General features: G+C 36.9%; 21 protein-coding genes and 1 other RNA gene. All 22 read left to right on the top strand.

Annotated elements, in window-relative coordinates; genetic code table 11:
- The first annotated feature begins 55 nt into the window (after positions 1-55).
- Positions 56-367: a PD-(D/E)XK nuclease domain-containing protein gene (locus tag N3C60_10075; GenBank protein ID MCX8085255.1), complete on the top strand. Its 312-nt coding sequence runs from the start codon at positions 56-58 to the stop codon at positions 365-367.
- Between the two features lie 74 nt (positions 368-441).
- Positions 442-784, top strand: a transfer-messenger RNA (tmRNA) gene (gene ssrA / locus N3C60_10070).
- 182 nt (positions 785-966) lie between these two features.
- On the top strand, positions 967-1,641 hold the full coding sequence (locus N3C60_10065) for a GntR family transcriptional regulator (GenBank protein MCX8085254.1): 675 nt from the start codon (positions 967-969) through the stop codon (positions 1,639-1,641).
- Entirely contained in the window at positions 1,638-2,312 is a 675-nt protein-coding gene (locus N3C60_10060; protein ID MCX8085253.1) for a GntR family transcriptional regulator, read from the top strand. Before N3C60_10065 ends, N3C60_10060 begins: the two co-directional genes overlap by 4 nt.
- On the top strand, positions 2,312-3,217 hold the full coding sequence (locus tag N3C60_10055; GenBank protein MCX8085252.1) for a Ppx/GppA family phosphatase: 906 nt from the start codon (positions 2,312-2,314) through the stop codon (positions 3,215-3,217). Before N3C60_10060 ends, N3C60_10055 begins: the two co-directional genes overlap by 1 nt.
- On the top strand, positions 3,201-4,706 hold the full coding sequence (locus N3C60_10050) for a DUF445 family protein (protein ID MCX8085251.1): 1,506 nt from the start codon (positions 3,201-3,203) through the stop codon (positions 4,704-4,706). Before N3C60_10055 ends, N3C60_10050 begins: the two co-directional genes overlap by 17 nt.
- A gap of 3 nt (positions 4,707-4,709) precedes the next feature.
- Positions 4,710-5,360: a hypothetical protein gene (locus N3C60_10045; protein MCX8085250.1), complete on the top strand. Its 651-nt coding sequence runs from the start codon at positions 4,710-4,712 to the stop codon at positions 5,358-5,360.
- Between the two features lie 5 nt (positions 5,361-5,365).
- Positions 5,366-7,276 (top strand): M3 family metallopeptidase, encoded by a 1,911-nt coding sequence (locus N3C60_10040; GenBank protein ID MCX8085249.1) that lies wholly within the window; start codon positions 5,366-5,368, stop codon positions 7,274-7,276.
- Positions 7,277-7,376: 100 nt separating this feature from the next.
- Positions 7,377-8,150 (top strand): ABC transporter ATP-binding protein, encoded by a 774-nt coding sequence (locus tag N3C60_10035; GenBank protein MCX8085248.1) that lies wholly within the window; start codon positions 7,377-7,379, stop codon positions 8,148-8,150.
- A complete protein-coding gene (locus tag N3C60_10030) occupies positions 8,147-10,024 on the top strand; it encodes an AMP-binding protein (GenBank protein MCX8085247.1) in 1,878 nt (625 codons plus the stop codon). Before N3C60_10035 ends, N3C60_10030 begins: the two co-directional genes overlap by 4 nt.
- Before the next feature lie 7 nt (positions 10,025-10,031).
- Positions 10,032-10,916 (top strand): branched-chain amino acid ABC transporter permease, encoded by an 885-nt coding sequence (locus tag N3C60_10025; GenBank protein MCX8085246.1) that lies wholly within the window; start codon positions 10,032-10,034, stop codon positions 10,914-10,916.
- Positions 10,913-11,965 carry a branched-chain amino acid ABC transporter permease gene (locus tag N3C60_10020; protein MCX8085245.1) on the top strand — a complete coding sequence of 351 codons (1,053 nt, stop codon included), beginning with the start codon at positions 10,913-10,915 and terminating at the stop codon, positions 11,963-11,965. Before N3C60_10025 ends, N3C60_10020 begins: the two co-directional genes overlap by 4 nt.
- Positions 11,966-11,987: 22 nt before the next feature.
- Entirely contained in the window at positions 11,988-13,124 is a 1,137-nt protein-coding gene (locus N3C60_10015; GenBank protein ID MCX8085244.1) for an ABC transporter substrate-binding protein, read from the top strand.
- Between the two features lie 53 nt (positions 13,125-13,177).
- Entirely contained in the window at positions 13,178-13,963 is a 786-nt protein-coding gene (locus N3C60_10010) for an ABC transporter ATP-binding protein (protein ID MCX8085243.1), read from the top strand.
- Complete coding sequence (locus N3C60_10005; protein MCX8085242.1) at positions 13,951-15,075, top strand: hypothetical protein; 1,125 nt, start codon at positions 13,951-13,953, stop codon at positions 15,073-15,075. The genes N3C60_10010 and N3C60_10005 overlap by 13 nt, the downstream gene beginning before the upstream one ends.
- Before the next feature lie 13 nt (positions 15,076-15,088).
- Positions 15,089-15,757: a CBS domain-containing protein gene (locus N3C60_10000; protein MCX8085241.1), complete on the top strand. Its 669-nt coding sequence runs from the start codon at positions 15,089-15,091 to the stop codon at positions 15,755-15,757.
- 81 nt (positions 15,758-15,838) lie between these two features.
- Complete coding sequence (locus N3C60_09995) at positions 15,839-16,003, top strand: hypothetical protein (GenBank protein MCX8085240.1); 165 nt, start codon at positions 15,839-15,841, stop codon at positions 16,001-16,003.
- 16 nt (positions 16,004-16,019) lie between these two features.
- Positions 16,020-16,826 carry a transporter substrate-binding domain-containing protein gene (locus tag N3C60_09990; GenBank protein MCX8085239.1) on the top strand — a complete coding sequence of 269 codons (807 nt, stop codon included), beginning with the start codon at positions 16,020-16,022 and terminating at the stop codon, positions 16,824-16,826.
- An 18-nt stretch (positions 16,827-16,844) separates the two neighbouring features.
- Positions 16,845-17,792 (top strand): amino acid ABC transporter permease, encoded by a 948-nt coding sequence (locus N3C60_09985; protein ID MCX8085238.1) that lies wholly within the window; start codon positions 16,845-16,847, stop codon positions 17,790-17,792.
- Positions 17,793-17,805: 13 nt separating this feature from the next.
- Positions 17,806-18,531 carry an amino acid ABC transporter ATP-binding protein gene (locus N3C60_09980; GenBank protein MCX8085237.1) on the top strand — a complete coding sequence of 242 codons (726 nt, stop codon included), beginning with the start codon at positions 17,806-17,808 and terminating at the stop codon, positions 18,529-18,531.
- A 2-nt stretch (positions 18,532-18,533) separates the two neighbouring features.
- Entirely contained in the window at positions 18,534-20,222 is a 1,689-nt protein-coding gene (locus tag N3C60_09975) for a 2Fe-2S iron-sulfur cluster binding domain-containing protein (protein ID MCX8085236.1), read from the top strand.
- 18 nt (positions 20,223-20,240) lie between these two features.
- Positions 20,241-20,723, top strand: a 483-nt coding sequence (gene tpx / locus N3C60_09970; GenBank protein MCX8085235.1) for a thiol peroxidase, incomplete at its 3' end; no start/stop codon positions are given.

The following is a 20,723-nucleotide window of genomic DNA, read 5'->3' as shown; positions in this document are numbered from 1 at the left end:
CGGTTTGTTATCGTTGTTTTCATCAATTCCGTATAATTTATTTACGCATAACCGGATGTATGAGAGGGAGGGTTATTATGTGTCAGTGTTTTATGCGTACATGAAGGGTATGGGTGTGGAGGTGATAGGAGAGGATGTGACTAATAAAGGTAGGATAGATCTGACGCTGATATTTCCAGATGTAGTGTATGTGATGGAGTTTAAGGTTGATGAGGGTGGAGCGTTGGAGCAGATAAAGGGTAAAAGGTATTATGAGAAATATCTTTCAATGGGTAAGGATATATACCTTGTGGGTATAGAGTTTGATAGTGGTAAGAGGAATATAAAACATTTAGGTTGGCATAAACTATCACTTACAGCACAATAATTCTTTTGTTATATTAGTACCAAACCACCTCTTTACAAAAATATAAAAAATCATATATTAAATGTTGCCCATTAGGGGGCGCAAAGGTTTCGACGGGGAAGCCGTAAGCCAGAGGGGCATGCCGAGTTCGGAATCTCGTAAAAATCCGGCTAAATTAAACGCAAACGACGAATACGCTCTCGCTGCTGCTTAAGACAGCGACGTCCTCTGATGGTTTGCCTGTGACTGTCAGAAGGGCGCCACAAAACAGGCTGGCCTGATATGACGCCTTTAAATATCAGGCGAGACTCAAAAGGCTTGCAAAGCTTATGCCTGCCTATGGGCAAAGAGCCGAGGACAACCAATCATAGGATAAGCATGTAGGCCTTCTGGAAGAAAGTTCTTCGGACGCGGGTTCGATTCCCGCCGCCTCCATATTTTAACTCCACCCTTATAATACATTCATTTTGTTTATATTTTTTATCATCTACATATTAACTTTAACTTCACTTTATCAAAATTTATTTTTTTTCTTTTTTATAAAAATCGATTGACTATAATTATAATTTGTATATAATAAAGTATACTGTATACAAAATACATTTTTATTAGGTGAATATGTGAGTAACAATGTTTTGTTGGATAGCAAACCGTTGCGAGAAAAGATTGCTGATAAGATTAGAAGTGATATTGTAAAAGGTGTTTTTGCTGATGGTGAAAGATTGATAGAGCCCAAACTCGCCGAAATTTACGGTATCAGTCGGACACCAATAAGGGAAGCCTTAAGGCAGCTTGAGAGCGAAGGGTTCATTGAGATCGTGCCCAGAAAAGGTGCGGTAGTAAAGCAACTTACCCTAAACGATATAGATAACCTCTATGCCATAAAAGCAAACCTTGAAGGTTTAGCTGCCAGACAGGCTGTAGCTCATATCAATGACAAGGATATTGAGAAACTCAAATCTATGAATGAAAAATTTATCTCCTTTTTTAAAGGGGGTGAAGACCTTATTGAAGAATACCTAAAGTACAATATCTCTTTTCACAATCTATTCATAAGATGTTCCAAAAATGAAAAACTGATTGAGATTCTTGAGGGTCTAAACAAAAATTTTCAAAGGTTTAGAAGCTTTTTGGTTTCAAAGGTAGATAGGGTAAAAGAGGCCTATCAGGAGCATAACCAGATTGTCGCAGCCTTTAAAAACAGAGATCCCGAGACTGTGGAAAAGGCGGTCAGGCATCATATTGAACAGGGATGGAATTACCTGAGAAGTAAAATTCATGGAGACAAAAAATGAAAGATATAAACATCGATAATACCCCATTATCAGAAAAGATCGCAGAAACATTAAGAGAATATATAATGAAAGGCAATCTAAAGCCCGGAGAAAGGCTCACAGAACCTAAACTTTCTGCCATGTTAGGTATTAGCAGAACACCTATCAGAGAAGCCCTGAGGCTCCTCGAGAACGAAGGTTTTATAGATATATTTCCCAGAAGAGGTGCCGTAGTTTCCAATATCACCCCAAAAGATGTGGATGAGATATTCCTGATAAAAACAAAACTGGAATCCCTTGCTGCGAAACTTGCCGTTGATAACCTTTCTGAAACAGATATTAAAAAACTCATAGAGATCAATGAAAAAATGGTTAAATATTCCGAATCAAAAAATGTAGTCAGTCTTATCAAGCTCAACTCTGAGTTCCATAACATCTTTATAGAAAGAAGCAATAACTCCCGCTTAATAAAATTCATAGAAAGTTTGAACAAACAGTTCAAAAGGGTGACAGCATACTCCTTTACCGAGTTAGGCAGGATAAAAAAGGTTTTGGAAGAACACAATAGCATAATAGAGGCCTTTCAGAAAAGGGATCAGGACGAAGTGGAACGATTGGTTGAGGTCCATGTCAGAAACGGTTGGCAATTCATCAGATCAAGGATGAACAATAACTCTAAAACAATAAATTGATGATCACCGCTGGTATAGATATAGGTACAAACACCGTAAGGCTCATTGTTGCTGAGATCTTAAATGGCAAACTAACATCTATTTTACATCAGAACAGAGCAGTAACAAGACTTGGAGAGGGGTTTATAAACACTGGAAAACTATCTGAAGCTGCCATAAAAAGAACAGCAGATTTTGTAATAGTTTGTTATAAAGAGGCCCTCAAATGGAACCCATATAAAATAAAGTGCTGTGCAACGAGTGCAGTAAGGGAATCCCCAAATGGACAGGATTTTGTATCACTACTGGAAAAAGAGGGTATCAATGTCGAGATCATAGATGGTGAACATGAAGGTAAACTCACCGCTTTGGGGGTGATGGCCGCTTTTGATCTAAAAGAAGAAGTGGCTCTTATCATAGATATCGGTGGCGGATCAACAGAGTTTATCCTATGGGATGGTAAAGACGTAGCTCTTTGTAAAAGCTTTAAAATAGGCGTGGTTAAACTATCTGATACATTTAACTTTCATGGTGTTTGCAGCGATACATGTCTCAAAGAAGTAACAAATTATCTACACAATTTTTTCAATGATTTTACCATAGATATCCCCTTTAACAAGATAATTGCCACAGCCGGGACCCCGACCACTTTAGCAGCCATCGACATGCAAATGGAAGTATACGATTACAAAAAGGTAAATGGCTATATAATAACAAAGGATCGTTTACACCAACTTATAAAAACACTCTCCTCCTTGACCTTCGAAGAAAGAAAGCATATCAAAGGCTTAGAAAAAGGAAGGGAAGACTTAATAATACCTGGTTCTCTTATGCTTGCATTTTTTCTCGAAAAATTTGCTAAAGACTACTTTTTGGTAAGTGATTTTGGATTAAGGGAAGGGATAGCTATTGCAGCTTCATTATAGCGTTTTCCTAACACCATTTCTTGCAGGTTTTGTAGGATATTTTACAAACTATCTCGCAATAAAGATGCTCTTTAGACCCCATAAAAAAAGGTGGTATAGCTTTGGTTGGCAGGGAGTTATCCCTAAAAACAGAAGTAAACTCGCTAAAGAGATTGGTAAACTTGTCGGTAATGAATTATTAACAGAACAGGATATTATAAAAAGCCTAAAAAGCGACAATTTTCAATTTCTCTTAGCTGAATTTGTTAGACGGGAATTCAGGTCCTTAACATTAGAAAACAACGCCACCATAGGGGAGCTACTTGGAAAAATAAATATTCCTCCAGAGAAAGCCCTTAAAAGGGTACTCGAAAGTCTGCTCTTTGATGGATCAGAACAAAAAATAAAACAGATCTACATCGACAAGCTTGCTACCATTATCTTAAAACATACCCAAAACATCACCATCGATCTTCAATCCCTAACAGCTATTATTGACAAATTCACCAAAGATATGTTGCAAAAAGACACAATTAAGTCCCATCTAAAGGAGCTGATCGATTCCTTACTTAGATCAAACCAAAGTATATCTGATATCACCGGATACGATGCAAGCAGGTTTACAAACGAGTTTGCCCATGTGATAACAAAAAAACTCCAACAGATGATCCCCGAATTATTCAAAGATTCAGATCTTAAATACACGATAACAAATAAAATAATAAACTTTAAAAATAGGCACTTCGGCAACTCCTTTTTCGATCATATCAAATTAGGAATTTTAAACATTTTCCTCAACGAAGACACAATATCTGACTTAGTAAATGATGAACTCCCCAAACTGATAGAAGATATTGTTCATGACAGTAAAACATTTAATAGTTTACATAGCAATATCTCTATCAATCTGAAAACCCTTTTTATAACCCCTATTAGTGATCTATTAAAAAATCTTGAATGGTCGAAAGTAGAGTCATTTAAAGAGATAATAGCTTACAGCATTTCCCAATGGATTGCTTCCGATGACTTTTCCGCCCTTATCAGAAAAGTCATCATAGGTGATAGCATCGATAAAAGTAGCATACCTCTAACCGATATTATACCTTTTAAAGAAACAGATTTAAAGTATTTATTGGAGAAAAGTCTCGCTGGAGATAATGGACTTAAGCTTTTAGATTTTCTATCCTCCACATTAGGTGAAATAATGAGCAATGTCCCTATAGATAAGATTTTTAGAAACAGTTCTGAGGAGACTTATGAATTGATAATAAACAATATAATAGATGAAGTAAATAAGATCTTAGACAGAAACATAACACATATTTTGGATAATATCAAACTATCTGATATTGTTGAAAATAAAGTAAACAGCCTTAATCTCTACCAGATTGAGGGCCTTCTCTTCTCTTTTATGGCTGACCAATTTAGATGGATAAATATTTTGGGCTTTATTTTAGGCTTTTTATTTGGTATGATACAATCGATATTTATAATTGTATATGGAGGTTAACATATGAGAAAGATATTTTTATACTTAATGGTTATTTTTTTAATTTCATGTGCCACTAAAAAGGAGGTTTCGTTACCTTCATACCAAAAGCTTAGTGAAAAAGAGGCTTTAAATATTATTGAAAAGTATATATCAAAACAGTTTGATGAAAAAGGGTATGTTTACTATAAAACGATCCCAAATTTGAAAATGGGTAGAATCCTTTTTATTTGGAAAAATGATGAGCTAAGTAAATACCATGTAAGATACTTCATTGTTAGCGGTAAAAATAGGTACGTAGAACTAACCCAAAAAGGTGGTGACTATATAGTTTCTGTCAAAAAGGGTACCGCCATTGTAAACTGCTATGGCTATACCCACAAAATACCAAATATCTTTGATCTAAACATGAAGATAAACTTCGATCCTTTTTCCCAGAGTGATTGTAAGAGCGCTATAAGATTTATCCTTCAAAATCCAAAAGAAGCCGAAGAGCTTGCCTCTGCTTTATCTACCATCTTTTCTGTAGATACAGAGGATGAACCTATTTTAAATCCAAAAATAAACAGTAAAGATGTCAATACTATTGGCGAGAATAAGTGTAGTGTCGATAAAATATTAAAAATGAAAGAGATCGGTCTTTCTGCTGATGAAATTAAAAAGATCTGTGAGTAATTGTTATGAGTATCTGGGATCTAAAGGGTAAAAAAGAACAGTTTTCAACTTTAATCGAAAAAACTAAAGAAAAAATTGAAGATCTCAAAAGATGTCAAACCTACGATACCTTTATGACCCCATACCAATCTGCTATTGCAAAAATAAACGAATTTTTCACTCCAATAGCGCATATAAATGCTGTAAAGAATACCAGTGAAAGTCAAGATGTTTATAATTTTTGTCTCCAATTACTGACACTTTTTTTTACAGATCTCAATCAATCAGTAGAACTATACGATATTGTCAAAACTTTGTATAATAAAGAATCCGATGTTGTCAGAAAAAGGGCCCTTCATAAACTAAAACTTGAGTTTGAGCTTGAGGGGGTCCATCTTGATGATTTTAAAAGGGGAAGAATCAAGGAGATAAATTTATCCCTTAGTAAACTATCTACCGATTTCTTTCAAAACATAATAAATGATAACATGAAATTCGAACTAACAGTGGAATCGGAAACGATATTAGGAGAGATGCCAGAAGAGGATAAAAAGAGATACTTCAAAAACGGGGTATATGTATTTAACCTTACTGCACCATCTTATTCAACATTTATAAGATTTTGTGAGGATGAGCAACTCAGGGAAAAGATGTTTAGGGCCTACTACGAAAGGGCACCCCAGAATAGTAATCTTATCACATCTATTCTACAACTGAGGTATGAGAAAGCCAAGATACTGGGCTACAATAATTTCGCAGAAATGTCTCTTGTAACCAAAACAGCCAAAGAACCCAAAAAAGTCATAGAGTTTTTAAAAACACTTATAGCCAAAGTCAAAGAACCTCTAACTAAAGATATAGAAAGACTCTCTCAAAAATCGATACAACTTGGGCTTGGTGAATTAAAACCCCATAATATACCATATTTAATGGAAAAATTAAGGCGGGATGAACTTAATATCAAAGAGGATGAAATCAAACGCTTCTTTGAACTAAAAAACACCGTCAAAGGGATGCTCGAATCAGTAAAAGATATATTTTTAATATCATTTAATGAGACAAAAGCGGATGTATGGTCTGATGGTGTCTTGGTCTATGATGTACTAAAAGATGGGGCACTAAAGGGTAAACTGTATTTTGACCTGGAAGCTCGTTTAGGTAAAAAAGATGGTGCCTGGATGAGCGAATGGTACAGCAGATATCGTGACGAAGATGGAACTGTTGTTTTGCCAAGAGTTTTCATTGTTGCTAATTTTCCACCTTCCTCAGAGGGTAACCCCTCTCTGCTAAAACATTCTGATGTGGAAACACTTTTCCATGAAATGGGTCATGCCCTCCATCACCTATTGAGTGAAGCAGATGACTACTTTCTAAGTGGTATAAATGGGGTTGAATGGGATGTTGTCGAGTTTCCATCCCAGTATCTTGAAAACTTTGCCTTTGATGATGACATTTTGTTTAGTATAGGTAAAAATTTCTACACTTCCGAAGGGATCGATAGTCTTACCGTAGATAAGATCAAAAAAGAGAGACAATTTTTTGCCGCTTATCAAATGGGGAGACAGCTTGAGTTTGCTCTTTTTGATATGCTTATACACCTTGATTCCTACACCGCAGAGGAAACTGATCAGATTTTAAAAAATATTCGTAAAGAGTTAGGAACCGTTGAGATGCCAGACTATGTAAAATTTCAAAACCAGTTTACCCATATCTTCTCCGGTGGTTACGCAGCAGGTTATTATAGCTACAAATGGGCAGAACTTCTCAGTTCCGATCTCTTCATAAAAGGTAAAAAAGGGTTAATTGATGCTGTAAATATAGCCTACACACTCTTTTCTAAAGGGGGAGCTATAAACTTAGCAGATGAATATGAAAAGTTGATAGGAGATCAGCCGTCTTATGATTCATTACTGGAGCTTTATGGTATCTCTGGGTAAAACTTCCCTTAAACAATTTTAATATTACTAAATTTACCTCTTGACTTGACAGACGAAATCCACTATTTATTATGCACTAAATTTAACTTTTAGGAGATATATGTCTCATTTACTCGAAGTAAAAAACATATACCTAAGTTTTGGTGGTATAATGGCGGTTGCTGGGGTCTCTTTTAAAGTTAACAAGGGGGAGATCTTCTCCATAATTGGTCCAAATGGAGCAGGTAAAACAAGTGTTTTAAATACAATCACAGGGATCTACAAACCCAAAAGGGGTAGCATCTTTTTCGATGGAACAGATATAACCAACCTTCCTGTTAAAAAAAGAGCGGGGTTAGGACTTGTAAGAACCTTTCAAAACCTTGAATTATTCAAGGGGATGACAGTGCTGGATAATCTTATGCTCTCAAGACATATATATATGAAATATGGTCTTTTATCTTCTATTCTTTATTTTGGTAAGGCTTTAAAGGAGGAGGTGAAACACAGGGAGTTTGTCGAGGAGATTATTGACTTTCTGGATCTCTCCTCAGTGCGCAAAAAACATGTATTTGAGCTATCCTACGGTATACAAAAAAGGATAGAGTTAGCTAGAGCCCTATGCTTAGAGCCCAAGCTGCTCATGCTCGATGAACCGATGGCTGGCATGAATACAGAAGAAACTGAAGATATGGCAAGATACATAATAGACATAAACGAAGAGATGGGAATTACGATAATACTTATAGAACATGATATGAACGTTGTAATGGATCTTTCCCATAGGGTTGTTGCCCTCGATTTTGGAGAAAAGATATGCGAAGGTAAGCCAGCAGATGTAGCAAAAGATGAACGGGTCTTATCCGCATACCTTGGTGAGGAGAAATGGATATGACCCTACTACACTATTTCTATAACAACTACAAAAACCACAACAAAAAAGTAGCTTTTAGGGAAAAAGATCTGGGTATATGGAAAGAATACACATGGAAAGATTATTTTGAATACGTAGTTAAAACAGCGATCTACTTTGAACAACTTGGCTTAAAAAAGGGTGATACTGTAGCCATCATTGGCGATAATAAACCAGAATGGGTAATATCCGAAATTGCTGCGCAACTTTTGGGAGCATACCCTATAGGTATATATCAAGACTCTATAGCTTCAGAAGTAGAATATATCCTTACAAAAGCCGAAACTAAAGTAGCTGTAGCTGAAGATCAGGAGCAGGTCGATAAGATAATTGAAAACAAGGAGAAGTTCCCTAATCTCAAAAAGATCATATATTACGATAAAAAGGGGATGTATCAATATAATGATGACCTGCTTGTTTATTTTTCAGATATGCTTAGTTTTATAAAAGAATCATCCTTTGAGGCATATTTTGAAAACAAGCTCCAATACCTCAATGAAAACGACATAGCCGTAATGTGCACCACATCTGGGACAACAGGATACCCCAAATTAGCCATGTTAAGCCATAAAAATCTCATCTTTATGGCCACCTCCTTAGCAAAAGCAGATCCAAAATACGATACAGATGAGTTTGTTTCTTTTCTCCCCCTTCCCTGGATTGGAGAACAGATGATGAGCATCGCAAGTGCTTTAATATTCGCCTTTACTGTAAATTTCCCAGAAAGTCACAATACAGTACAAGAGGACATGAAAGAGATAGGCCCCCATATCATTTTCTCACCCCCAAGAGTTTGGGAAAATATAGCATCGACTGTCCACATGAAAATCATGGACTCCACACCATTTAAAAGGTTTATATACAATATCTGCCTACCAATAGGGTATAAATATGCAGACCTAAAATTTCAGAAAAAAAGCCCTACGCTTCTACAAAAACTTCAATATACCTTCGCCTATATAATGCTATTTAGAAAACTTAAGGAGAGACTGGGTTTTACATACCTGAGATCAGCCATGACGGGAGGAGCTGCCTTAGGTCCAGATACCTTTAGGTTTTTTCATGCACTTGGCATAGAACTAAAGCAGATTTATGGACAGACAGAGATTGCAGGGATCTCTTGTATCCACAGGGGTGATGATATAGATTTTACATCTGTGGGTAGGCCGATAGAGGGTACTGAAGTAAAAATTACAGAAGATGGGGAAATAATATCAAAGAGTGATGCTGTATTTGTAGGATACTACAAGGATGAAAAAGCCACCGCTGAGACTGTAAAAGATGGATGGTTATACTCTGGGGATGCCGGCTACTTCGATGAAAGTGGGAAATTGGTGGTTATAGATAGGATGAAGGATCTCATGTACCTGGCTGATGGAACAAGGTTTTCCCCCCAATTTATCGAAAACAAGTTGAAATTTAGCCCTTTTATAAAAGAGGCTGTGGTGCTTGGAGATAAAAAAGACTATATCACAGCTATACTCAATATCGATATGGGGATCACTGGAAAATGGGCCGAAGATAACAAAATCCCCTACACTACCTATACCGATTTGTCTGCAAAAGATGAAGTCTATAACCTAATCTTAAAAGAGGTGAAAAAGGTCAATGAACAGTTGATTGAAAAACACAGGGTATCTAAGTTTGTATTATTATACAAAGAATTAGATGCAGACGATGGTGAATTAACAAGAACAAGAAAAGTAAGAAGAAGCTTCATCATCGAAAAATATGCTGATATTTTTGAAGCATTATATACTGACGCAAAAGATGTTACCACTACAGCAACAATTAAGCTTCAGGATGGAAGGATAAAATCGTTCACGACAAATATAAAAATAATGAGAGTTATTTGAGGTAGCTATGGAGTTTTTTAGTCAAATAATCATTGCAGGTATTGTCATAGGTAGTATATATTCCCTTGTGGCTTTGGGTTTTACCCTAATATACAAATCCACAGGTATTGTTAACTTTGCCCAGGGGGAGCTACTGCTCGTTGGAGCATATATCTGTTTACATCTTACTGTCTCCTATAGCATACCTTTTGCGTTTTCTTTCCTAATCACACTCATATTTATGTTTTTCTTTGGTTTTTTAATAGAAAAGATCTTTCTTAGAAAAATGATAGGTGAACCTATTATTTCCATCATCATGCTCACTATTGGGCTCTCATCCCTTTTGAAATCTCTGGTACAGATAATCTGGGGGACAGATACAAGGACCTTCCCAGAGATCTTCCCCCATGAGCCGGTAAAAATAGGGTTTCTCCAGATAAGCACGGTCTATATCTTTGCCCTTGTATCGATAGCTATTTTTTTGGCTATTTTTACTTTTTTCTTTAAAACTACAAAAACAGGCGTTGCCATGAGGGCAGTAGCAAGTGATCAACAAGCTGCACTATCTATGGGTATAGATGTTAGAAGGATCTTTGCCCTATCATGGGCAATTGCAGCCATTGTATCCACTGTCGGTGGTGTGTTATTAGGTAATATCAATGGTATCAATACAAGCCTTTCCCACTTTGGACTAAAAGTCTTCCCTGTAGTAATACTGGGTGGACTTGATAGTATCATTGGTGCTATAGTTGGGGGTATCATTATCGGTGTTCTGGAAAATATCATTGGAGGATATATAGATCCGATTATAGGTGGAGGTGCCAAAGAGGTATTCCCCTTTATAGCAATGATCGTAATACTTTTGATAAAACCCTACGGACTGTTTGGTACTGTTAAGGTGGAGAAAGTATGAATTACGTAAATTGTGGAAACTTTAAAACCAGTTACGAAAAAGATGCAGCCATATATAAAACCCTTTTCTCAAAAATATCTATATACAGTTTTTTAATAGTGCTTTTTATAGTGCCTTTCTTCTCAAATAGCTACATTCTCTATCTCATGAATATGATCATGATATCCACAATAGGTGCTGTGGGGCTAAATATTCTAACAGGATTCACAGGTCTAATCTCTTTAGGGCATGGAGCTTTTATCGGTGTCGGGGCTTTTGCTACAGGATATATCGCCTTAAACTACGGGTTGAACTTTTATTTCACTATCCCCTTAGCTGCCCTTTTTACTGCGATTGTAGGCATTATCTTTGGAACCCCCTCCTTGAGGTTAAAAGATCTTTATCTTTCCATAGCAACCCTTGCTGCCCAGTTTATACTTGAGTTTATCTTTATTAGGGCAGAAAAGTTTACCGGTGGCGTCAGTGGTATGGCAGTCAACCCTCCAGTGGTTTTTGGAGTACAGATAAACAATGATTTCAGATTCTATTTCTTTGCTCTTATTTTTACCATTGTTATGGTAACTGCAGCAAAGAACATAGTTAGAACAAGAATCGGTAGAGCCTTTGTAAGCATTAGGGATAATTATATAGCTGCTGAAGCCATGGGGGTGGATGTTTTTAAATACAAGCTCCTATCCTTTGCCATTAGCTCATTTTATGCTGGTGTTGCTGGTGCACTATGGGCTTATTACGTTCAATTCATAACACCGGAGCATTTCTCCATAGCTGTTTCTATACAATATCTATCCATGATTATCATAGGTGGGCTTGGGTCGATATTAGGTAGTATTTTTGGCACAATTTTTATGATAGTATTACCTGAGGTATTAAGACACCTGGTAGATCTCTTCTCAGGCATTCTCCCATCGCTAAAACAGATTTTCCCTGCAATAAGAGAAGCATTTTATGGTCTTGTTATAATTCTGTTTTTACTTTTTGAACCAGAAGGGTTAGCAAGGAGATGGAATTTAATAAAGGCATATTGGAAGTTATGGCCATTTTCATATTAAAAAAACTTATAGGAGGATGTTTATGAAAAAGCTGTTCTTATCTATTTTTTTAGCAGTCGCCGTTAGTCTGTTTGCCTCAGACACCATTAAAATTGGTGCTCTTTTCGACCTCTCTGGTGGTACTGCAGATGTTGGGAAACCTTATGCTGATGGCGCTAGAGACTGCGTTAGGTGGTTCAACGATCAAGGAGGTATAAACGGTAAAAAAATAGAACTCATTGAAGTAGATTATGGCTACAAAATCCCAAACGCCCTTGCCGCTTACAAAGACTTTAAGATGAAAGGTGTTGTAGCTATTCAAGGGTGGGGTACAGGGGATACAGAAGCGTTGACTAAGTTTGTAGCTCAGGATAAAATCCCTTACATCTCCGCATCCTATTCAGAGCATTTAGCAGATGGAACCAAAACCCCTTATAACTTTTTCGTTGGTGCATCCTATTCAGATCAAGCTGAAGCAGCACTACAGTTTATAAAAGATAACAAAGGGAAAACCGTAGCTTTTGTTTATAACGATACAGGTTTTGGGAGATCCCCATTCTTCCCTGATGGTGAAAATGCAGCAAGAAAATTGGGTATTCAGGTGGTAGATAAACAGGTGGTAGACTTGAAAGCATTGGATGCCACTGCTCAGATGTTAAATTTAAAAAAGTCTGGTGCAGAATTTGCGATAGTGCAGCAAACCTACATGGCTACATCCACCATTCTTAAGGATGCTAAAAAGAATGGTCTTACTACAAAATTTATTGGACTTAATTGGACCTTTGACAAACCACTTATCAAACTTGCTGGAGACGCTGCAAACGGTTTTTATGGTGTAAGCCCTTTTGCCTTCTGGGATGAAACAAATGTAGAAGGGATAAAACTTCTAAGGGAGATCAACAAAAAGTATCATCCCAATGTAACCGAAAGGGAGATAAACTATGTACAAGGCTTTGCTTCTATGTATGTGATTCTTAACGCTATTAAAAATATAAAAGGTGAGATCACAGGCGAAGCTATTAAAAACAGTCTTGAATCCATGAGAAATTTTAGCACTATGGGTTTAACCCCTCCAGTTACCTTTACAAAAGAGATCCACAAAGGGGTTAGAGCAGCGAAGATCTATCAGATACAAAATGGGCAGATCAAACCTGTTACCGGTGTAATAACACTTGAATAAATTTGAGGGGTATCCCCCCTCATCTTTTAAACTATCAGAGTTATAGGTGTAGCATGTTAAGTATAAAAAATATAGAAGTTGTTTACAACGATGTAATCTTAGTACTAAAGGGGTTATCGTTGGAAGTAAAAGAGGGGAATATCGTCTGTCTTCTTGGCTCTAACGGTGCCGGCAAGACGACCACTCTAAAAGCAGTGTCCGGCTTACTAAGACCTGACAACGGTGATATTACCGATGGAGAAATCACCTTTATGGGGACCAGGATCGATAAAAAGGACGCCGCAGAAATAGTCAAAATGGGTATCTTCCAGGTAATGGAAGGTAGAAGAGTTTTCAAAGACCTAACCGTAGAGGAAAACTTGATAGCTGGGGGCTATACCAAAACTAAGGGTGAAATAAGTGAGGGGATTGAAAAAGTCTATACATATTTTCCGAGGCTTAAAGAGAGGCGCAAGCAACTTGCAGGCTACATGAGTGGTGGTGAACAGCAGATGTTAGCTATCGGCAGGTCCCTCATGGCAAAACCTAAGCTCATCCTCATGGATGAACCTTCTCTGGGTTTGAGCCCATTACTGGTAAAAGAGATTTTCCGGATTATAAAACAACTTAACGAAAAGGAAAAGACATCTATTCTACTCGTGGAGCAAAACGCCAACATGGCTCTATCTGTCTCCCATCAAGGATATATAATGGAAAACGGAAGGATTGTTCTCGAAGGGGACCGAAATTACCTACTGTCAAACGATGATGTTAAGGAATTTTATCTTGGGATCTCATCAGACAAAAAAAGTTTCAGGGACGTGAAACACTACAGAAGGAGAAAGAGATGGCTTTCATAGGCGATTTTAGCAATATTTTAACGTTATTAAAAAAAATATATGACAACAACAAAGCCTTATCAGAGTTTTTAAAATCAAGGTATTCGGATATTTTTAAGATCGACAGCTACGACTCCTACAAAAAACTGCCGATTTTAAGAAAATCTGACTACTCCAATATACAGAGAAATAATCCTCCCTTTGGCGGTTTGATAGCTGATAAGCCGATCAAGATATTTCAATCACCAGGCCCTATTAACAATGTAAAAATAGAGGAGTATCATCATTACAGATTTTATAAAGCTCTAAGATATGCTGGATTTAATAGCTCTGACATAGTTGTTAACACTTTTGGTTACACTCTAACGCCAGCGGGTGAAATGTTTGATGAGGCATGCAAATTTTTAGAGATACCCATCTTCCCTTTAGGACCAACAGACTCAGCTAAAGCTGCTGAGATCATCGATACTTTTGGTGCAACTGCATTTATAGGCACTAAAACCTTTTTATTAAAAGTAGCTGAACAAACAAAAAGAAAAACACTAAAGAAAGCTTACCTTATCGCTGAAAAGATCACAGAAGAAGACAGAAAATACATTGCCAATAGTTTCGGTATAGAGGCCTATCAAGGCTACGGAATAGCAGAGGTGGGTTTAATTGCTACTGAGGAAAGAGGTAAAAAATATATGTTATTGGATACAGATGCTCTATTTGTGGAGCATCTGGAACCAAATGATAACAATGAGACCGATCTTGAAGAATATGGTGAGCTGGTACTGACCTTTTTGGATGAGCGCCTTCCTTTTTTAAGGTTTGCCACAGGAGATATCGTTAGCTATGAGGGTACCAGGTTAAAAGGTGTATTTGGAAGAGCTGATAGCTCTATAAAGGTAAAAGGGGTTTTTGTCCATTATTGGCAGTTTGAGGAGTTTTGTGCACATCTTGGTATAAAGGGCAGACTTATAGTTGAACCTTCAGATAAAAGTGATATAATAATATTAGAAATGTCTACTTCATCTGAAGATGCTATAGAGGAGTTTAAAAGAAGATTTGGCCTAAGGGTAAATGGGACGAAAGTATCCGAAATAGAAAAAAATGAGATTATAGATAAGAGAGAATGGAAAAAAGAATAAAAAGGGGTTCGATATGCTTATCAAAGATTGGATGACTACAGATATTATCACCATAGATCCCGACGATACCGTCCTTGATGCAATGCACCTTATGAGGGAAAATAAGATCAGACGCCTTCCTGTAGCTAAAGGGAAAAAGCTATTAGGTATCATTACAGAAAAAGATATAAAAACCTTTTCACCCTCGAAAGCCAGCACCCTTGACATTTACGAAATGCACAACATTCTTGCGGAAACCCCAGTAAAAGATGTAATGACCAAAAAAGTTATCACAGTCTCTCCTGAAGATCCTATAGAAAAAGCTGCCCTTATACTCAGGGATAAAAGAATTGGTGGACTACCCGTTGTAGATGCTAAGGGGGATCTTTTGGGTGTTATTACGGCAATAGATGTTTTTGATGTTTTTGTCGAAGCCATGGGGATGAGGATACCTGGGGCCCGCATAAGTATTATACTAGACGATAGACCAGGAGCTATCGCAGAGATGGCTAAAATCATAAAGCAACACAACCTAAACATAATTAGCCTTGCTACCTTTTTCCTAAAAGATCAATCAAAAAGGGATGTAGTAATCCGCATCAGTGGCAATGAAAACGATATAAACAACGCAGTATCAGACTTAAAGTCTGCTAACTACGACATCAGTAGCTTCATGTACATGTCCGGGAAAACTGAAGCCTAATAGTAAAACCCAGCTTAGTAAAGTTTTACTTGAAATGTTATTTTATTTGTAATAAAGTTTCTCAAAAAGCAGGAGTTACCAATGGGGAAATATGATAACGAAAGGATTGAGGCCATCGAAGTTAAATGCCCCAAATGTGGGTATCTTTCGATAATTTATATTCCAAAAGAGGATATCCCGAAATGTCCAGAATGTGGTACCCAGATGGTAATAAATGAGCTTTTAGACGAAGGGAAATCATATTAAATAAAAGGAGGTAGCTGTGAAAAAGCTATTTTTAGTGTTATTCAGCTTATTTTTTGTATCTTTTGCAATGTCAGCAGATATGGCTATCTGGGAGAAATCTACCCTCAATGCCATCATCAAAAAGAAAGAGCTTAGGGTTGGTTTAGAAGCTGGATATATGCCTTTTGAAATGAAAGATAAAAAGGGGAACATAGTAGGCTTTGATGTGGATATTGCTAAAGAGATGGCAAAAGAGCTGGGTGTGAAGTTGACACTGGTCAACACAGCATGGGATGGCATTATCCCAGCATTACTTACTAACAAATTTGACATAATTATGTCAGGTATGACTATTACACCCCAAAGAAACATGCAGGTCAATTTCTCAGAACCATACATAGTTGTAGGACAAACTATACTGCTGAAAAAAGACTTAGCTGGAAAGGTTAAAAGCTATAAAGACCTCAACGATCCCAAATACACTATAACAACAAAACTTGGTGTAACTGCAGATTTTGCAACAAAAAAATTGATGCCAAAGGCTAAGCTCAGACTTTTCGAGACTGAACAGGAAGCTGCTATGGAAGTAATAAACGGCAAAGCTGATGCCTTTGTTTACGATCTACCCTACAATGCTATTTTTTATGCACAGCATAAAGATAAGCTTGTCTTCCTTGACAAACCTTTCACCTACGAACCCCTTGCTTGGGCTATAAATAAAGGTGATCCAGACTTTCTGAATTGGCTTAATAACTTTTTAATGATAATAAAAGGTGATGGTAGATACGAAGCCATATACAACAAATGGTTTAAATCAACCGATTGGCTGAAAGAAGTTCAATAGGAGAAAAACAGATAAAACATGCTTAGACAAAAGAAAAACAATTTTTTATGGAATATTGTATTTATTGCTATTTTAGGTTCTATAGTGTATTTTGTATACTATTCAACGAAAAAAGTTGATTATATATGGAGATGGGAAAGGGTCCCATCTTATATCATAAGTGCTGAAAAGGTAGATATCAGGGCACCTTTCGAAGGTGTCCTTACCTTTGAAGGGAAGACTATAGTAATCAAAAGTAAAGATGGTAAAGAGGTTAAAAAAATATCCGAGTACGACACCAGTATCTTAACAGATGGTACTGATGTATACGAAGGTGATATCGTAGCAAGTAAAAAGGTATATAAGATTGGACCGTTGACCGAAGGGCTCTGGAACACCCTTTATATATCTTTTGTATCCATCGTAATTGCAATTTTTATAGGGATCATCACAGGGTTATGTAGAATATCATCCAACATTGCTCTAAAAAAGCTTGCAATAACTTACATAGAGCTTATACGGGGCACACCACTTCTGGTGCAGATATTTATATTTTATTTCTTCATCGGAACAGTTTTCCAGCTTGATAGAATAACATCAGGTATAGCTGCCCTTGCCATCTTTGCTGGTGCCTATATCGCTGAGATAGTAAGAGCAGGTATACAATCGATACCAAAAGGACAGATGGAAGCATCCCGCAGCTTAGGGATGAACTACTTCCAAGCGATGAGATACATAATCTTGCCACAGGCTTTAAAAAGAACATTGCCACCCATGGCTGGACAGTTTATATCCCTTATCAAAGATTCATCTCTGGTTTCAGTGATCTCCATTACAGACCTTACAAAAGCTGGTAGAGAAATAGTATCTACCACTTTTAGCCCTTTTGAAGTCTGGTTTGTCGTGGCTATGATGTACTTACTACTTACATCTGGATTATCATTTTTAGTACAAGTATTAGAAAGGAGACTTGCCGCCAGTGATTAGAGAAAACAAAGTTATCATTAAAGCAGAAAATGTAATAAAAACCTATGCAAACGGTGTAAAAGCCCTCAGAGGTGTTTCCATAGAAATAATGCAAGGTGAAGTTGTAGTCATAATCGGTCCCAGCGGTTCTGGTAAATCGACTTTTTTAAGAACATTAAACCATCTTGAAACCATCGATGGTGGGAAGATCGTAATTGACGGCATAGAGTTGACCGACAGCAAAACAAATATAAACAAAGTCCGCGAAGAAGTTGGGATGGTATTCCAGCAATTCAATCTTTTCCCTCATCTAACTGCACTGGAAAACATTACTTTAGCACCAAGGGTGGTAAAAAAGATGAAAAAAGAGGAAGCTGAAGAGATCGCTCTTCAACTTTTAAAAAGAGTAGGATTAGGTGATAGGGGTAGCAGTTATCCCTCCCAGCTATCCGGCGGACAACAACAAAGGGTAGCCATAGCCAGAGCACTTGCAATGAAACCAAAGATAATGCTTTTTGATGAACCCACAAGTGCACTTGACCCAGAAATGATTGGAGAAGTGTTGGATGTTATGAAAACGTTAGCCAAAGAAGGTATGACAATGGTAGTTGTAACCCATGAAATGGGGTTTGCAAGGGAGGTTTCAGATCGAATCGTATTTATGGATGAAGGAAACATCGTTGAAATGGGTAAACCGGAGGAGATATTTTCAAATCCTCAAAACGATAGATTAAAACAGTTTTTAGGGCAGATACTATAGTGATGTTTTTTGGTGGTAAAAAATACAAGGTAATAATAAAAAATCTCAACATAACGATAGAGGTGCGTGGAGGCACCAATCTCTATGAAATCCTTGTTCAAAACGGTATTGCTGTACCTTCACTCTGTAAAGGTAGTGGTCAATGCGGCAAATGCAAAGTGAGAATAGTATCTGCAGATGGCAAACCAATAAACAAACCCTCTAAAAAAGACAACATTATCCTTGCACCCATAAGCATAGATGCAGGTTTTAGATTAGCATGCCAATATGAAGTAAAAAGTGACATCCTCGTCGACACCACAGAATTTTACCGCAGTCCCGATGTGGACACAGAGATCGTTTCGATAAAGAAAAAACCCAGTGTTAAATCAGAAGAAAAAGCTGACTCATTAGATAAAAAAGAGATAGAATCGGCAAAAAATACTGACCCCACAAAAGCTCAAGATACACTCTTAGAAGATATCATAAAACCCCAAGTAATCAAAGTAACACCCAGAAAAAAAGAGGTTAATCAAGAAAACAAACCCCAGGAAAATGTCTCAGTGCTAAAACAGAACGAAGATTTGTCACCTAACGAAGAAACTTACGATCCGGTTGATGGTGTAATACTTGTCCAATACCCTCAAGGAGTCAAGTATTTTACCTATTCGCCTAGTATCGATAATATCTCTGGAGAAGGGTTTGTTAAGACCTCCGAAAAGCTCATCTCTTTTATAAATGATATAAAGTTTGCTGATTTCTTATACAACAAAATAGGTGTAAAAAATGCTGAACGGTTATTGATCATCACAGATGATCGTATGGGTGCTGGAGATATTCTGTTAAATCTAATAACGTATCACAAGATCGATTTAAATGGACTTTTTTGTGAAATTGTTTCCCCTTATGAACACCCAAAAGATCTTTTATCTTTCTTTAGATTAGTCTCTAACATTAAAGACAATGCTCTGAGCATACCTTTAGATAATCTTTCTGATTGCTATTTTAGTTCCTCTGGCAAACTATACCATCTAAACTGCCGATATATTGTAGAAGATATAAAAATTATGGAGTTCATAAATGTTGGAAAAAATCCTATTATAGACATCAGCGCTGATCTTACAGAGCTAATAATCAAGGACAACCTGAGCAACCCTGACTCAATATTACTAACCGCTTTACTAAGAACTATTGCCAGTTTAAAGGTACTGGGCATAGTAGATCAAAACCTAAACCTTAAAAGCAGAAATGAGCTAATAGATAGAATCCCTCTGGAATTACTTGTTAAGCTGAGCTTTAGAAATGAACAAAGACTTTTTAACATCTTTAGAAATAAAGATGTAAATATTTATATAAGTCAAAATGAACTTGATACCATAAACCATCTAAGGGTTTTCATTAACACCCTTTGTACCTTTACAGAAAAAAATTGTGGGAAAATAGATACCCTTTCATTTCATACATTATCCCCCATGGAAACCCTCATAAACGAGTTTATCAATATGAGTATAATCCCCCAAAAGTTTAGCAAAAAAACAAGGCATCTTCATGGAGATCCAGTTGTAAACTGTATTAAATTTTTTAACTACAAAGATATCCCATCGTTCATAAAAAAAACGTTTGGTGAAGAATTTATCACATTAGATCTTTACAAAAATGAAGATTTCAATAATATTAGTAAAATCTTCGAAAAAGAGTTTCTCAGTCACTAAAATGAAACGGAGGATAAAATGGTCACAGTAAAATTAAAAGGTAATGATGTTAAGCTCACCGGCGAAACAATTTCTGTGGGAGATTTTGCCCCAGAGTGTAAAGTGGTATTATCAGATCTGTCAGAAAAGGTTGTAGGAGGGAAAAAGGATAAGGTTCAACTCCTGATTTCTGTTCCATCTCTTGACACACCAGTTTGCGCTACAGAAGCAAGAAAGTTTAACGAAGAAGTGGCAAAACTGGAAAATGTCGATACAACCATCATCTCTATGGATCTACCATTTGCTGCAAAAAGATTTTGTACCACAGAGGGTATTAATATCGCAGTGGGCTCAGATTTCAGAAATAAAAGGTTTGGTATCTCTTATGGTGTTCTTATAGATGAAGGCCCCCTTACAGGTATTTTGGCAAGGGCAATCTTCATCGTGGATACAAATGGTAAAGTAGTTTACAAACAATTGGTACCTGAGATCACTTCAGAACCAAACTACGAAGAAGTATTA

It is taken from the genome of Calditerrivibrio sp. (genome assembly GCA_026415135.1).
In the GTDB taxonomy this organism is placed as follows: Bacteria; Chrysiogenota; Deferribacteres; order Deferribacterales; family Calditerrivibrionaceae; genus Calditerrivibrio.
Note: the sequence above shows the minus strand (reverse complement) of the source record. Positions and strands in the feature narration are given on the sequence as shown.